This window comes from Algibacter lectus (assembly GCF_900112395.1).
Taxonomy (GTDB): domain Bacteria; phylum Bacteroidota; class Bacteroidia; order Flavobacteriales; family Flavobacteriaceae; genus Algibacter; species Algibacter lectus.
This window is the reverse complement of the sequence record NZ_FOLN01000001.1, coordinates 675,034-691,592: the sequence shown is the minus strand read 5'-3', so window position 1 is coordinate 691,592 and position 16,559 is coordinate 675,034. Positions and strand designations below refer to the sequence as shown.

At 34.1% G+C, this 16,559-nt stretch carries 9 protein-coding genes; 6 read left to right on the top strand and 3 right to left on the bottom strand.

The window, feature by feature from the left end; translation table 11 throughout:
• Positions 1-30: 30 nt before the first annotated feature.
• From BM246_RS02425 to BM246_RS02415, 3 genes are read right to left on the bottom strand one after another with little or no spacing between them, the layout of a single operon-like run.
• On the bottom strand, positions 31-1,872 hold the full coding sequence (locus tag BM246_RS02425) for a sulfatase family protein (RefSeq protein WP_074935641.1): 1,842 nt from the start codon (positions 1,870-1,872) through the stop codon (positions 31-33).
• A 6-nt stretch (positions 1,873-1,878) separates the two neighbouring features.
• Positions 1,879-3,258, bottom strand: a complete 1,380-nt coding sequence (locus BM246_RS02420) for a glycoside hydrolase family 28 protein (protein ID WP_074935640.1) — start codon at positions 3,256-3,258, stop codon at positions 1,879-1,881.
• Positions 3,259-3,262: 4 nt separating this feature from the next.
• Complete coding sequence (locus BM246_RS02415; RefSeq protein WP_074935639.1) at positions 3,263-4,564, bottom strand: sulfatase-like hydrolase/transferase; 1,302 nt, start codon at positions 4,562-4,564, stop codon at positions 3,263-3,265.
• A gap of 490 nt (positions 4,565-5,054) precedes the next feature.
• On the opposite strand from BM246_RS02415, the gene BM246_RS02410 reads away from it, so the two are divergent.
• The 6 genes from BM246_RS02410 (at position 5,055) to BM246_RS02385 (ending at position 16,552) form a co-directional block, all read left to right on the top strand.
• Complete coding sequence (locus tag BM246_RS02410; protein WP_074935638.1) at positions 5,055-6,701, top strand: sodium:solute symporter family protein; 1,647 nt, start codon at positions 5,055-5,057, stop codon at positions 6,699-6,701.
• Positions 6,702-6,721: 20 nt separating this feature from the next.
• Positions 6,722-9,001: an FAD-dependent oxidoreductase gene (locus BM246_RS02405; RefSeq protein WP_074935637.1), complete on the top strand. Its 2,280-nt coding sequence runs from the start codon at positions 6,722-6,724 to the stop codon at positions 8,999-9,001.
• A gap of 21 nt (positions 9,002-9,022) precedes the next feature.
• Positions 9,023-12,217 carry a glycoside hydrolase family 2 TIM barrel-domain containing protein gene (locus BM246_RS02400; RefSeq protein ID WP_083415683.1) on the top strand — a complete coding sequence of 1,065 codons (3,195 nt, stop codon included), beginning with the start codon at positions 9,023-9,025 and terminating at the stop codon, positions 12,215-12,217.
• A 5-nt stretch (positions 12,218-12,222) separates the two neighbouring features.
• Positions 12,223-13,344, top strand: a complete 1,122-nt coding sequence (locus tag BM246_RS02395) for a glycoside hydrolase family protein (protein ID WP_074935635.1) — start codon at positions 12,223-12,225, stop codon at positions 13,342-13,344.
• A gap of 6 nt (positions 13,345-13,350) precedes the next feature.
• Positions 13,351-15,087 carry a glycoside hydrolase family 2 protein gene (locus BM246_RS02390; protein ID WP_139221830.1) on the top strand — a complete coding sequence of 579 codons (1,737 nt, stop codon included), beginning with the start codon at positions 13,351-13,353 and terminating at the stop codon, positions 15,085-15,087.
• A gap of 163 nt (positions 15,088-15,250) precedes the next feature.
• Positions 15,251-16,552, top strand: a complete 1,302-nt coding sequence (locus tag BM246_RS02385; protein WP_074935633.1) for a glycoside hydrolase family 117 protein — start codon at positions 15,251-15,253, stop codon at positions 16,550-16,552.
• The last annotated feature ends 7 nt before the right edge of the window (positions 16,553-16,559 follow it).

The window sequence follows — 16,559 nt, the reverse complement described above, 5'->3', positions numbered from 1 at the left end:
TTTTTAGTTTAAAAGTTGGTTTATATGTTATTATTTTGAATTTATATAGGCCACTCGTTCTGAAATAAGTTTGTTATCGAGTAGTTTCTTATCTATTTTACTGGTGTTTATGTTGAAGTTGTATTGCTGATAAAAATCTTTTTGTAATGTCAAGGCATTTAAAATCAATAAGGCTTCAGTGTCGTTTTTAGACTGATAAACCGTTTCAATCATATCTTTAGTTGTGTCTTTCAAACCGGTAATACCAAAATATTCGGCTGCGCGCATTCTATTTATTAATTGAGTATCCGATTTCATTATGTTTTCAATCTGAGGTATAAATGCTTTAGCTTTTTCAGCAAAGGTTGTACAAACAATTAATGCCCAATAGCGTTCCCAAGGATCATTGGATGTTAAATGTTTTGAAATTTTAGATGAAGCTTTATCATAATCTAACAAGGCTAAATTTGATATGTTTAAATAGCTTTTAATATCTTTTTTGTGAGTATTACCAAACTCTACTGGATTTTGAATAGCATTTTCAAGCAAATAAAACTCAGGATAGAATGATAAATCTGGCTGACATTCCATCCATGAAATTAAAGTTTTACGCATGGTTTTTAATTCAGCTTGATACCCTTCTTTATCAGCTAAATTGTTAGTTTCAAAAGGATCTTTTTCAATATCATAAAGCTCTTCAACTGCTTTAGTTTCAAAAAACTTAGATTGTGTTTTATTTAGTTGGCCTGCCTTAAAAAGATTAAACCATTCTGCATATGCCATTTGCTTGTAACGGTAAGCATTCATTAAGCCATCAATATTAAAAGGTTGAAAATTACGAATGTATTTGAGGTTGCCCTTTCTGTAACTTCTAACCATGTCGTACTTTTCATCAAATCTATCGGCGTAGCCAAAAGTTTCATTTCTTTTCGTAATGGTTTTCTCTTTTATGTTATCTCCCAAAAAAGGTTTACCATCCATGGTTTTAGGAATCTCTATACCTGCGATATTTAGAACAGTAGCTCCAAAATCTACAAAGCTCACAAAAGGATCCGTTTGACTTCCTGCATTAAAAACACTTAGGTTTTTATACTTTTCGGGAACATGTACAACTAATGGCACTTGTAAACCTGTTTCGGTTAAATAACCTTTACTGAATGGTAGCACACCACCATGATCTCCAAAGTAAAAAATAATGGTGTTTTCTAAAAGCTCATCATCTTTCAATTTATTAATTACAGCACCAACTTCGGCGTCCATGGCTTGTATCTTGTCTCGATAATAGGCATTGGTGTATTTAAATAAATCGGTTTGTGGATGATTTGGTTGTACAAAAACAGAATTAGTGCTGGTATTGGTTTTGGTGGTATTCATGGTTTCTTCAGAGAAATGTAAAGTACCTTCATGAGTTGTACCAATATTGAAAACATAGAAAAAGGGTTGTCCTTCTTTTCTGTTTTTCCAAGTTGCTTTTTTTGAAGAATCGTCCCAAACATCATCAGGTTTATTGATGTTGTAATCCTCTTTTGCATTATTAGCTGTATAATAACCAGCTTTTCTTAAATAAGCAGGAAACATAGTTTGATTATTTGGTAAGGTCACTTTTCCTTCTGCTCTATGGTAGTGTGTTGCTAATCGGGGACCGTAGCTAGAAGTTATTAATGTTGAGCGCGCCGCACTACACACGGCAGCATTAGAAAAAGCATTATTAAAAACAATGCCATTTTTTGCTAATCTTTCAATATTTGGTGTTTCAATACCGTGCTCATAAAACAGTTTCATGTAGTGTTTAGAATTGTCTTCAGAAGTAATCCAAACAATATTTGGTTGTTGTGCTTTTAAAACGGAGTTAAAACACAAGAACATTACAATAATTAATAACCGATATTTCATTTAATTTTAAAATTTTAAATTGACTTCTTTTCTATTTAAAAAGATAGCTTTTGTACTAGAATTCACAATATCAGAAAAAACAACAGGTTTTCTGTGATCTTCATTTATAGTTTGCAAATGAAAATTATTGATGCTTAATCCATCCACATGTCTCGCATAAATTCCAGAAGCAGGAAGTGTACCTACTTTACTAAATTCGGGCCACCAATTACCTAACGTTTCTAGTGTGTATTCTTTTAGATTTATTTTATTAGCATCCTCTTTTGTGCCACCACCAGAGACTTTAAATTGAATATTATTTAATTGAATATCTGTAATATAATGCTCTGGCATACCTGTAATAAAAATGGCTGAATTTTTATCTAATTCGCTATTATCTGCAATAATATTACTGAAAATAAAACCGTGCATCGCTTTCATAGGTTGCATGTCTTGTGGCGCATCAACGCCTGCTCGTTGTTGGCAAAAGGTCATAAATATAGGGCGTGGTACGTTTTTCATAATTAAATTATTGAAAACCATATTTTTCATCTCACCACCTTCATTCATTTGAATTTTTAAACCCGAATCTTGTATATCGTGAAATGTACAATTACTCACCGTTACCGATTCGAAATCGCCTCTAGAAGCTAGACCAATACGCATTCCTGCCCATTTACTTGTAAAAACACAATTGGTTATTACAATGTTTTTACATGGCTTGTCTGGTCTTGATGTTTGTAGGCAAATAGAATCGTCGCTTGTATCGAAAGACGAATTAGAAACACGCACATTGGTACACCCATCAAAATCCAATCCGTCACCATTATTGTTAACGCGGCTTATAATTTTAATCCCATTAACCACAATGTCATTGCAGTACAACCAAGCGGAAGTCCAAGCGGCTGGATTTATTAATGTGACATCTTTTAGTTTGATGTTGCTACAATTAAGAAAGCGCATCATCATCGGGCGACCGCCTTTTTTCTTTGTAAAATATTTTGAATGTCCATTAGCATCAATTGTGCCATAGCCTTCTATGGCAAACGATTTAGCGTCTCGAGCATATATGAGACAGCGATCCATATGGGGTTCGTTTTTATAGGTGTTTTTGTGGGTGTCTGTGGTATAGTCTTCGTAATTTGAACTTCCTAATAAGGTTGCACCGTTTTCAATATGAAGCGTTACATAATCTTTTAAATAAATGGTGCCAATAACCACTGTTTTACTAGACGGAATTATAACTTTTCCGCCACCTTCTTTGGAACATAAATCGATGGCGTTTTGCACAGCTTTAGTATCTAGAGAAACACCATCTCCTTTGGCTCCGTAGTTTAAAACATTATAGTCTTTGGCTACAATCTGTATAGAAAAACTCAAGCATATTATTAGTAAGAAGTTCTTCATATTATTAAATGTATTGATTGTAAAAGGCTGTTAAATCCGTTTTGTCTGCCGTTTTTAATTGCCATGCTTTCATCTCTTTTAAAAGTTTAGAAATGAGTGATTTCGATGTCTTTTTACTAATTAGATTTTTAGTTTCCCACGGATCGTTTTTTATATCGTATAACTCTAAGTTGCCTGTTTTAGGGTAAATTATTAGTTTTTTATCTTCGGAAATAATACCTCTTTGATCATCAAACATCGCTAAGTATATAGAAGCTCTCGCTTTTCCGTTTTTAGAAAGTAAAGGCGTTAAACTTTGAAAGTCTGTAGGTTCGTTAGATTCTAGTTCTAATAAATCGAAAAGAGTAGGAGCAATGTCCTGTAAATAAACGCGAGAAGTAATTTTACTATTAGGCGTAACCGTTGGTGCTTTAATAATTAGTGGCGCTGTAACGCTAGGTTCGTATAAACATACTTTACCTGCAACTCCATTTTCTCCAAAATTAATACCATGATCTGATGTGAAAACAATAATAGTATTATCATACACGCCTTTATCTTTTAGAGATTTAATAATATCGCCAATACGGGCGTCCATATGCGTTACCATGGCATTATTTTGTTGAACACGTTGTTGCATGGTTTTAGATCGTAAAGGATCTGGTGCGTATTGATATTTTACATTTTTGTTTAAAGGAGTATTGTCTACAACACTAGGAGGAAGTTCTATACTATTTGCAGGATATAAATCGTAATAATTTTGTGTGGTTTGCCTTGGTACATGAGGCGCATTAAAGGCTACATAGGCAAAAAACGGTTTATCATTTTTGTAGTTTTTTATAAAGTTAACAGCTTCGCTTGCAGTAATATCGGTAATATGTCCGGCTGGTGCGTTGTATGTTTTTAATTGCCCAGGCTGTATGCTTCCAGTTTCGTCAAAAATAGTTTTTACGGGTTTTCCCATGGCATGCCATTTGCCAGTTATATAGGTGTAGTAACCATTATCGTGTAATTTTTCGGGTAATGATTTTGGAGCATTTTGCTTATTAATTTTTTGCGATTTCCATAAGTATTTCCCGTAAATAAGCATGGTTCTACTAGGTATACAAACGGCTGGCGACCAACATCCCATATTATAAGCAGATGTAAATGAAACCCCTTCATGGGCTAGTTTGTCAATATTAGGTGTTACCATGCTATTATTTCCATAAGCACCAACAGCTTGGTTGCTTTGATCATCAGATTCTATAAATAAGATGTTCATTTGAGCAAAACCACTTAAAATACAGCTAAAATAAAGTGCGACAAGCAATCTGTTTTTTTTCATATGTACATATTTCAAGACAAAGTTTTTATGAAAATTATAAATTTAAATAGCCTTTAATTTGTCAGAAAATAAAATTATAGATTCATTAAACAATAGTGTGCAAGAGATATTTATAATACTACCATAAATGATTTATTTTGAAAAACAAAGAAATCACCAGTGGTGTTATTCTGCTTTAAATCAGACACTTAGTATGTTTTGTTGATGTGTAGTCGTGTTCTTTTTTTTTATAATTAACTTCAGTTTTATTATCGATTTTTAAGAAATGATTCACGTTTATATAGTGTTAACTAAAAATTAGCAAATCAACCTTCAATAATTAAAATGAGCTATTGATTAATTTTTATCAAACAAATAGAGTTTTCGGAAACGTTTCCGAAAACTAAATGATTTCCGGAAACGTTTCCGAAGGTGTTTTTTATACATCGAGTTGTTTTGTTAAATAATTTAAGGTTACTTGCTTTAACTTTCTAAACTAAATCAATCAAAAATGTCTAACATTGATATTGTTGTAATTCTTGTTTTTACGCTTCTCGTTTTTATTTGCGGGATGAGTTTCTCTAAGGCAGGAAAAAATATGAAATCTTATTTTGCAGCTGGTGGCGCTCTTCCTTGGTGGATGAGTGGCTTATCTCTTTTTATGAGTTTTTTCTCTGCAGGTACATTTGTCGTTTGGGGTTCTATAGCCTATTCAAGCGGTTGGGTGGCAGTAACCATTCAATGGACTATGTGTATTGCAGGAGTTATTATCGGTTTTTTTATTGCACCTAAATGGCAAAAAACAAAGGCGCTTACTGCTGCCGAATTTATTACAGATAGATTGGGTAAGTCTACCCAAAAAGCATATACCTACATTTTTCTTGTAATTTCCATATTTACTACGGGAGCCTTTTTATATCCTGTTGCTAAAATTGTTGAAGTTTCTACAGGAATTCCAATAACCACAAGTATTATTGTTTTAGGGGTTTTAATATTAGTTTATACTGCTGTTGGCGGTTTGTGGGCTGTTATTGTTACAGATGTATTGCAGTTTATAGTTTTAACGGCTGCGGTGCTTATTGTTGTGCCTTTATCTTTTGATAAAATTGGAGGTTTAGATAATTTTATTTCACAAGCGCCAGAACAATTTTTTGAGTTTACAAATTCTGAATACTCTTGGGTGTTCATGATTGCATTCGGATTGTATAATTTGTTTTTTATTGCCGGAAACTGGGCCTATGTGCAGCGTTACACGAGTGTTGCAACACCTAAGGATGCAAAAAAAGTAGGTTGGTTATTTGGTGCTTTGTACACGGTAAGCCCATTAATTTGGATGTTACCACCAATGATTTATCGTGTTTTAAATCCTGAATTAGGTGAACTAGCCGATGAAGGTGCATATCTATTAATGTGTAAAGAAGTGCTTCCTGTTGGTATGTTAGGCTTAATGCTTGGCGGTATGGTGTTTGCAACTTCTAGCTCGGTTAATACCACACTAAATATCTCTGCAGGTGTATTAATTAATGATATTTATAAGGGGTTATTTCCTGAAACTAGCGATAAAAAATTAGTAAAAACAGCAAGAATAGCAACTATTCTATTAGGAGTTTTAACTATTATTATAGCTTTATTGGTACCACTTTTAGGCGGTATTGTAGAAGTGGTTATGAGTTTAGCAGCTTTAACAGGTGGCGCTATGTTTTTACCGCCTTTGTGGGCGCTTTTTTCCAAACTTCAAACAGGGAAAACAGTTTTAAGTGTTACCGTAATTTCTCTTGGTATCAATGCGTTTTTTAAATTTTTTGCACCAGATTTAATAGACTTAACTTTAGGTAGAGCCATGGAAATGGGCGTTGGTATGGGGATTCCTATTGTATTACTGTTAGGTATTGAATTGTATTTAAAATATGCAAATAGTAGTACTTCTGCTTATGATGTATATGAAACTAAAAGGCAATTAAAAGTAGCAGAACCGCAAGAAGCTGAAGATGGCAGCAATAATAAAGGGACAAGAGTTATTGGTATTGGAGTAGCATTAACAGGCTTATTAATATTAATACTATCGTTTATAGGAGAGTCGGCTCAACTTTTAGTTGGAGGCATGGGTGTTTCGGTGCTTGTTTTAGGATTATACATTATCAGGAAAACAAGAAATTAGATTTAAAAAGTACATAACAGATGATTTTAGAAACATTCAATAAAAATGTTAGAGATTGTAAATCAGTAACTATTAATACCGATTTTGTAATTGTTGGCGGTGGAACTGCTGGTGTTTGTGCAGCTATAACGGCAGCAAGAAATGGCACCAAAACTATTTTAGTGCAAGATCGGCCGGTTTTAGGTGGTAATGCATCATCAGAAGTACGCTTATGGATTTTAGGCGCAACGTCTCACATGGGAAACAACAATCGTTGGGCACGTGAAGGTGGCGTAATGGATGAAATTTTAGTGGAAAATCTATATAGAAATCGAGAAGGAAATGCTGTTATTTTTGATACCGTTTTGTTAGAAAAAGTGCTTGCAGAGCCTAATATTACATTACTTTTAAATACTTCGGTTTACGATGTTACTAAATCTGGAGATCATAAAATAGAATCTGTAAAAGCGTTCAACTCTCAAAATTCAACAGAATATAATATTAATGCACCTTTGTTTTGCGATGCTTCTGGAGATGGCATTGTGGCTTTTAAAGCAGGCGCTTCTTTTAGAATGGGAGCAGAAACTAAAGAGGAATTTGGAGAGGCCTTTGCACCCAAGAAATCTTATGGCGAGTTACTTGGTCATTCTATGTATTTTTACAGTAAAGAGACAGAAAAGCCTGTAAAATATATTCCGCCTGCATATGCTTTAAAAGATATTACAACCATCCCGCGATATAAAGCCATTGGTAAAGATGATAAAGGTTGTCGTTTTTGGTGGTTTGAATATGGTGGCAGGCATGATACCATTCATGAAACCGAAGAAATTAAATACGAACTTTGGAAAGTCATTTACGGTGTTTGGGATTATATTAAAAACTCCGGAACTTTTGAAGGTGTTGAAAACATGACTTTGGAATGGGTGGCAACTGTTCCTGGGAAAAGAGAAAGTCGTCGTTTTGAAGGCTTATATATGATGACGCAACAAGATGTTATAGAGCAACGCAAATTTGATGATGCTATTGCATTTGGAGGTTGGGCAATCGATTTACATCCAGCAGATGGCGTTTATAGCGAACTTTCGGGTTGCACACAATGGCACTCTAAAGGTATTTACGATATTCCGTATCGCTCTTTCGTTAGTAAAGACATTGATAATTTATTTTTAGCCGGCCGTATTATAAGTGCAACGCATGTTGCATTTGGTTCTACTCGAGTTATGGCTACTACTGGGTTTTGCGCCCAAGCCGTAGGTATGGCAGCGTCTATGTGTATCGATAAAAACTTGAAACCAGCAGAGATTTTAGAAAATGGAGGAATTAAAATTCTTCAGAATGAATTGAATAAAATCGGGCAAAGCATACCAAATGTTCCTATTCTATCTACTAGTAATTTAGTAAATCAAGCAAAACTAACGAGTTCTTCAACGTTAAGTATTTCAGAAATACCTTTTAATGGCAATTGGTTTAATTTATCAATTTCAGCAGCACAAATGTTGCCGTTAAAAGCTAATAAAAATTACAAAGTTCGAGTTTTAGTTTCGGCTGAAGAAAAAACAGATTTAAAAGTAGAACTAAGAACTTCTATTAAACCTGAAAACTATACACCAGAAGTTATTTTAGAATCTCAATTATTCAATTTAGAACAAGGAGAACAATATATAGATGTTGAATTTTCTAATACTTTAGAGAATAATCAATACGGATTTATCACATTTTTATCTAATGAAAAAATCAGTGTTAAAACGAGTGATAATAGATTTACAGGAGTACTTTCTGTGTTTAATGGTGTTAATAAAGCTGTTTCAAATAACGGAAAACAAACACCGCCTGATAATATTGGAGTAGATACATTCGAATTTTGGACACCACACAGAAGACCAGAAGGGAAAAATATTGCAATGGAAATTTCACCGGCTATTGAAGCTTTTGAAGTTGAAAATTTAAGCAACGGATATGTACGACCAGGAAAGACAGTAAATGCATGGGTTGCAGATATAAATGATGAAAAGCCAACTTTAAAAATTGAATGGGATTCTGAACAAGAACTGTCTGAAATTAAGTTGTTTTTAGATTCAGATTACGATCACCCAATGGAATCTACACTTATGGGACACCCGGAAGATATCGTTCCTTTTTGCTTAGGTAATTATAAAATTAAAGATGTAAATGGTACTGTTCTTTTTGAAAAAGAAGATAATTATCAAACTATAAATACTTGGCATTTCAAACAAAAACACAAAACAAAAGGGATTGTTATTGAAACCGAAAAATCGCAAGCGCATGTGCCTGTATCTATTTTTGAAATTCTAATTTCCTAATAAGGAAACACATCATTCAGCATGAAAAATTATTATATAAAATATCATTTTGCGTTTCTTTTAATTGCATTAACCTTGATAGGTTGCGGAAATTCCGTTGTAAAATCGGGTGATTTAGTTGAGGTAAATAAGTTGACTTTAAATGGCGATTGGAAATTCCATACCATTTATGGCGAAGGTTCTAATTATCTAAATATAGTAGAAACTGAAAATGATATCATTATTGATAATACCAATTCTAATGTGGAAACACATGGTAAATGGGAAACTAAAAAGACTGCAGCTAGAAATTCAGGATTTTATAAAACCGATTATGCGCAACACAATTTTTCGATAACCAATTTAAAAGGAGGACAGAAAGACGATGATTCTTATTTTAGGTTTTATCCAAATTTAGAAGCTTCAGGATATTATGAGGCATTTACTAAGTTTCCGTTCGCGTCGCATTTAACGGCTCAGTACAATATTAAACATGCTCAAGGTACAACCACAAAATACATAAGCCAAAGAACGTTTTGTAACGAATGGATTAGCTTAGGGATTTTTGATTTTAATAGTACAGATAAGAATTATGTAGAGGTAACAGCCATTGTAAATGGTAGTGTTGCGGCCGATGCTGTTATGTTTAGGCCAGTTGCTAAAGAGAAATACTTAAAAGCTAAAAAAGAGCCAAATCGAGTATTTTTATCTGATTTTGATGATTCCGATTGGGACGATTTATCGGTTCCAGGACATTGGGGAATGAACAATGCATATTCAAACTATACGGGAAAAGGCTGGTATCGTAAAAGTATCACCCTTCCTAAATCTTGGACAAAAGCTTCGGATGATAGATATTATTTAAAATTTGATGGCGTGTATCATCTATCAAAAGTATATCTCAATGGGCAGTTTATTGGTAAAAATAGGGGAGGTTTTACACCTTTCGAATTTGATGTAACCCATGCGGTAAACTTCAATGGAGAAAATGTAATTGCAGTTCAGGCAGATAATAGTTCTATTGTTGGAGCAACCTGGAATTGGGGTGGTATTATTAGAGATGTTACGCTTTTGCAAAATAAAGATGTACGCATAGACTATCAATATATTCATGCCGATCCTAACTTAAAAACGGGAGCAGCACACTTAAAATTAAAAGTAAAAATTGAAAATAATGCTTCGGAAAAAAGAAAGATTACAGTCCATTCTAAAATAATTAATAAGGTTACCATTGAGACTTTAAAAGGTGCTATAGAAATTGAATCAAACAGTACAGCAGATTTACTTTTAGAAACTAATTTAAAAGCTGAAGATGTAGAATTATGGCATTTCGATAACCCGAAGTTATATCAAATGGTAACGACTATTTCGGAGAATGATGTTATTCTAAATGAAAGAAAAGATAATTTCGGAATTAGAAAAGTAGAGCTTACCGATTCTAAAATGATATTAAATGGTGAAGCTGTGCGATTGGCAGGATTCAATAGAGTGAGCGAACATCGTTTTTGGGGATCATCTGAGCCTTTAGAAGTTTTAGAAAAAGATGTAGATTTAATGAAGGAAGCCGGTGCTAACTTTATGCGAATTATGCATGGTACTCAAAATGAAAAACTCATTGAATTGTGTGATACAAAGGGCATTTTATTATTTGAAGAAATTAATGTTCGAGATTTGGATAATGATGAATTTAGAGCAAATTACTATCCGGTTTCTAAACTTAAAAACAAAAAATCAATCAATATTAATAGTGAAGATGAAGAGGTTTTAATGTTAGACGAGCCTTATGTTAAACTTACGGATAAACATAATATTAGTGTTTCTGAAAAAAACTATGCACTTTCTAAATATTGGTTAAAGGGTATGATTGAACGTGATATTAATCACCCAAGTATTATAGGTTGGAGTGTTGGTAACGAATTAAATAATCACAAAGCATATGTTATTGAAGCCATAGATTATATTAAAAAAGAATTAGATCCTTATAGGTTAATAACCTGTGTTAGTAATTCTGGCCAAAAGGAAGAATACACACCTGAAACCGACCCGAATACTTATGTCGATATTATTATGCATAACATGTATCGTTGGCAAGGGGAGCCACAAGATATTTTGAATACCCTAAGAACAAAATGGCCCGATAAACCTGTATTTATTTCAGAATTTGGTTTTGATCCTTTTCCGTCAACAGCGCTAGATGGTGATAAAGAAATATTCTCAGAATGGACCAATCATTTCCGACATAAAAATGAATTTGTTATAGGGACTTCAATGTGGACATTTAACGATTATCGTAGTGGTTATGCCGCAACAACAGCAGAAGAAAATCGTGTTTGGGGTATTATTAGTTCTTGGCGCCAAAAAAGACGCTTGTTTAATCGTATAAAAAAAGAACATTCACCTGTTTTAGATATTCAAGTTTCAAACATAGATTTTGAAAAAAACACGGCCAATATTGTGATGCCTATTAGAGATGCTGGAGATTATCCTAGCCATAGTATGCGCAACTATAAATTGGAATATCAATTTAAAAATTCAAAAGGCGAAACGGTTTTAAAGCAATCTCATGATTTGCCTAATTTAACGCCAAAGGATGGAGAATGGAAAAGTGCTATTTCTTGGGGGAAATTACCAGAAGATATTTTAGATCTCACCATAAGTTTAATAACTCCAACTGGCTATTCAAGATTTGATAAAACCATTTCTTTTCAAAAAGCAATTACGCCCGAAATATCTCAAATAATTCCGGGAAACAATGCAGTAAGAATTCTTTTTGATGCTGTTCCAAATGCTACAGAATATTTTGTAACGTATACCAACGCAGCAGGGAAAGAGCTAACCTCAAACAGAACCATTACAAATGCCATAGAAATAGATAGTTTAATCAATAAAAAAGTATATAGTTTTAAACTTTATGCGGTTAATGATAAAGGAATTAGTAAGCCTTCAAAAACCGTAGGTGTAACACCTAACGGAAACGAATTGCCACCTATTATTTGGGATGCTTTTATAGCTGATAGAAAATTAGTGATTGGTTATTCTAGCGATTTTAATGATGGTGATTACACGGTTCAATATGGAGCTTCAAGTGATAATTTAGATAAAGAATTTGTAACAAATGTACGAGGCATGCTGTCCATCGATTTAAATGGCGAAAAGCAAATATTCTTTAAAATAAAAAGAAACTCTGATGGAAAGGAAAGCAATTGGTCGCAAATAGTTAAAGTAACAACAAACTAAATAATATGAAACATCAAATTTCAATAGTATTTTTAATTTTAGCCTTAATAGGTTGTACAGATAAAAAAAGTAAAAAAGCGCTAAACCAAACGTCAAGTGTTAAAATTGAGAACTATAAAATAGAACTCGGAAAAGTATCGCCAAAATCTGTTTTTGTTAGCGATACTATGAGTATTTGGGGAGGTTCTCTAGTTAAAGGTGAAGACGGATTGTATCATATGTTTTATTCGCAATGGCCTAAGAAAATTGGTTGGGAATGGGTAAATTATTCTATTATCTCTCATGCCGTTTCAAAATCGCCATTTGGTCCGTTCACTCATAAAGATGATGCTTTACCAGACCGTGGTGCTCAATTTTGGGATGGTTCTACAACACACAATCCTACCGTTCATAAATTTAACGGAAAATACTATTTGTATTACATGGGGAATACAGGTGATAAAGAAATTATGAGTGTACCTGGTAAACCTAAACTTAATTGGGTGCACAGAAATAATCAACGTATAGGTGTTGCTGTTGCCGATAGTCCTGATGGGCCATGGAAACGTTCCGATTCACCGGTTTTAGATATTTCTTCAGATGAAAATTCTCATGATGCTTTAATGACATCGAATCCGTCGGTTTGCCAAATGGCAGATGGAAAAATTTTAATGGTTTATAAAGCCGTTGGAAAGAAAAATAAATTACCTGCAGGAGGTCCTGTGGTACATATGGTGGCCATTGCAGATTCGCCTGTTGGTCCATTCAAAAAATATCCAGATCCAATTTTTACTTTTGAAGGAGAAACATTTCCTGCGGAAGATCCTTATATCTGGTATCAAGACGGAAAATATAGAGCCATTGTAAAACGTATGAAGCATATTGGCCATAAACGTATTTTCTCATTAGTGCATTATGATTCTGAGGATGGCATTAAGTGGGATCAAGGAAAGTATTTTGAAATCTCAGACCGAACAGTGGTTTGGGAAGATGGCAAAACTACAAAATTCGAACACTTAGAGCGCCCTCAAGTATTTATGGAGAACGGAGAGCCAATAGCCTTGTTATGTGCCGCAGATTCTCTAGATGTTAATAATGTTAGACATTCATTTAATATTCAAATTCCATTAAAAATCACAAAAGAATAATAAAACATGATGTCAAAATCCATTCTTTTCGTTTTTACTTTCAGTTTACTCATGTTTTCCTGCAAGGATAACGATAGTGCTGAATATGGTGATTATAAAAAAGTAATTTCCCTAAACGGTACTTGGCAGTTTTTGGCTTCTAATGACGCACAAATTGAAGATCTTATTGAAGCATCGTATTCCGAATGGGATACCTTACAAGTTCCTGGGAATTGGGATACCCAAGATCGCTATTCAGAATATGTTGGTAAAGGCTATTATCAAAGGGAATTTAATGTGCCTGAAAATTGGGATGGCAAACAAATACGCATAAAATTCGATGCTGTTTACGAGCGTTCTAAAGTTTGGTTAAATGGCACTTTACTGGGCGAGCATGTTGGAGGTTACACGCCGTTTGAGTTTAATATAGCAGACCTTGTTAATTTGGAAGAATCCAACACCTTACTTGTAGAAGCCGATAACACCTATAAACGTGGCGCTTGGTGGGCTTGGGGTGGTATTAGTAGAAATGTTTCATTAGAAGCTCATGAAGATGTTCGATTAGTATATCAACACATCACTTCAACGCCAAACTTTGAAACTAATGAAGTACAATTTACGGTTAAATATAAAATAGAAAACAATAGTAATAATGCGATAAAAACTGAAGTACAATCTAATATTGTTGACGTTGCAAAGCCGGAAAAAATTTCTGTTAATATAAATGCAGGAGGGACTAAAATTGCTGTTTTAAAATTTACAGAAGAATTATCTAAGGTAAAACTTTGGCATTTTAATACACCAAACCTTTATGAATTTAGTAGCACGTTAGCAATAAACGGAAAGGTTATAGCTGAAAAGACGGATAACATTGGAATTAGAAAATTTGAAGTAAAAGGAGAACAGTTCTATCTAAATAATGAAGCCGTTCGAATGAATGGTGTAAACCGCGTACACGATCATCCAGATTTTGGTAATACTGAGCCTTACCATTTAATAAAGCAAGATATGCTCGATCTTAAATCTTTAGGATGTAATTTCTCAAGATTAATGCATGCACCATTATCTAAAAATCTATTAAAATTCTGCGATAGTATTGGGTTTTTAGTTGTTGAAGAAATTCCTGTTTGGGGTGATGATGATGAACAAGCATTTCCTAACAATCCGCTCACAGAAAGATGGATGAAAGAGATGATTGAAAGAGATTTTAATAATCCATCTGTAGTAGCTTGGAGTGTAGGGAATGAGTTGAGAAATCCAGGAGAAGATTGGAGTGATAAAGCATTAACCAAAGCGCAATATGGCTATGTAGATTCTATGCTAGATTATGTTGTTACCTTAGACAATACACGTTTAAAAACCTACGTAACTATTACCTCTTACAGAAAAGGTGAGATTGGTACGGAGCCTTATGAGAAGGTCGATTTTATATCAATGAATAGTTATGGTAACGCACCTGTATTAGTTGAAAAAACACATAAGAAATTCCCAGGAAAACCTATTTTTATTTCAGAAATAGGTATTGGACAAATAGGAGCAGCACCGCATGGTAAATTGAGTGATGAGTTGGTAGATTATTTAAAAGAATTGAAAACATATCCATACGTAACAGGAGTTTCGCTATGGAGTTATAACGATTATAGAAGTAATTACAAAGGGACACCGCTTTCCGGTTTTAGAGAATGGGGCATTGTAGATGCCCGTAGAAATAAAAAAGAAGCATATAGTCAATTAAAAGAAATTTATAAATATTGGCAAGAATAGATTAAGATGGAAAGAGTACTGGTATGTAGGCAGTTTGTTTTTTACCTATGGAAAACGCCTATTAGAGAAGATCAAATTACAAATTCTACTTTCGAGTTAGATTAGTTTCTTTACCATCCCATAAAAAGATAAGTTCAAAATAAACACTATAAAATCAACGATAATGCTACTAAATAAAATTAAAAAAATCACCTTATTGTTTTTGGGGCTATCAGTCATGTCGTGTTCACAAAAAGAATCTAAAGTTGAAACGCCTGCTAAGGTTGAAACTTCAAAAGTATTTCCTTTTAAAATGCCAACAGAGAAACCTAACATACCGTTAAGTGCATCTTCAGAAAGAATGTTCGATTATCCAACACCGCGAGTTCAAGATAATGAGCTTTTTTCTCAATTTAAGTATACACGCTTAAAAGGTTTTGATTATAATAATGGAGACGGAACTATATCGCGTCGTGACCCGTCTAGACCAATTTTTGTAGATGGTAAATATTATGTGTGGTACACAAAACGTAACACTATAGTTCCTCCAATAGGATGGAATCGTGCAGCTGAAGCAACTGATGAAATTCCTTCAACAGATTGGGATTTATGTGATATTTGGTATGCCACAAGTGAAGACGGTATTACTTGGGAAGAACAAGGTGTAGCGGTTTCTAGACCAGAAAAGCCAAAATCAGGATGGCGCTCTGTAGCAACTCCAGATATTTTAGTTTGGAAAGGTAAATATTATTTGTATTACCAAGCTTTTGATGAACCTAGCGGACTTAGAGGCGATTTGTGTCCGGTTTCAATTTCTTATGCCGATTCACCTAACGGACCTTGGACGCATGGTGGTGATAAAGTAATTCCTTTTGGAAAAGAAGGGGAATGGGATCACAAAGCAACGCACGATCCACAGCCTTTAGTTCACGATGGTAAAATTTATGTGTATTACAAAGCGGCTTATAATAAATGGCCAGATAACAGAACTAATTATGCAGTTGGACATGGTTTAGCTATAGCCGAAGATCCTCTAGGTCCTTATAAAAAACATGCTTTAAACCCGGTGATGCAATCGGGTCATGAAACCACTTACTGGCCATATAAAGGAGGTATCGCAACTTTAGCCATTAAGGATGGAAATGAACGTGAAACAATACAATATGCAGAAGATGGTGCTAATTTTAAAATAGCATCTAGTGTGTCTTTAACGCCTACGGCAGCGGCACCATTTACCGCAGATGCCTTTACAGATACAAACGATGGTAGAGGTTTTACTTGGGGCTTATCACATTTTGTAAACGCAGGAAAAGGAGATAAAAGGCATTCTATTATTGCACGTTTTGATTGTGATTTAAGTTTAGATTACAACGAGCCTGCTTTTAAAAATACAGGTGTTTGGCACAAACCAGAAGTTTACTTTGCTCAAGGTGTGGGTAGTATTAACAAACATCCGGAGGGACGTGGTGCTAGCAAAAAACACTAAATACTTA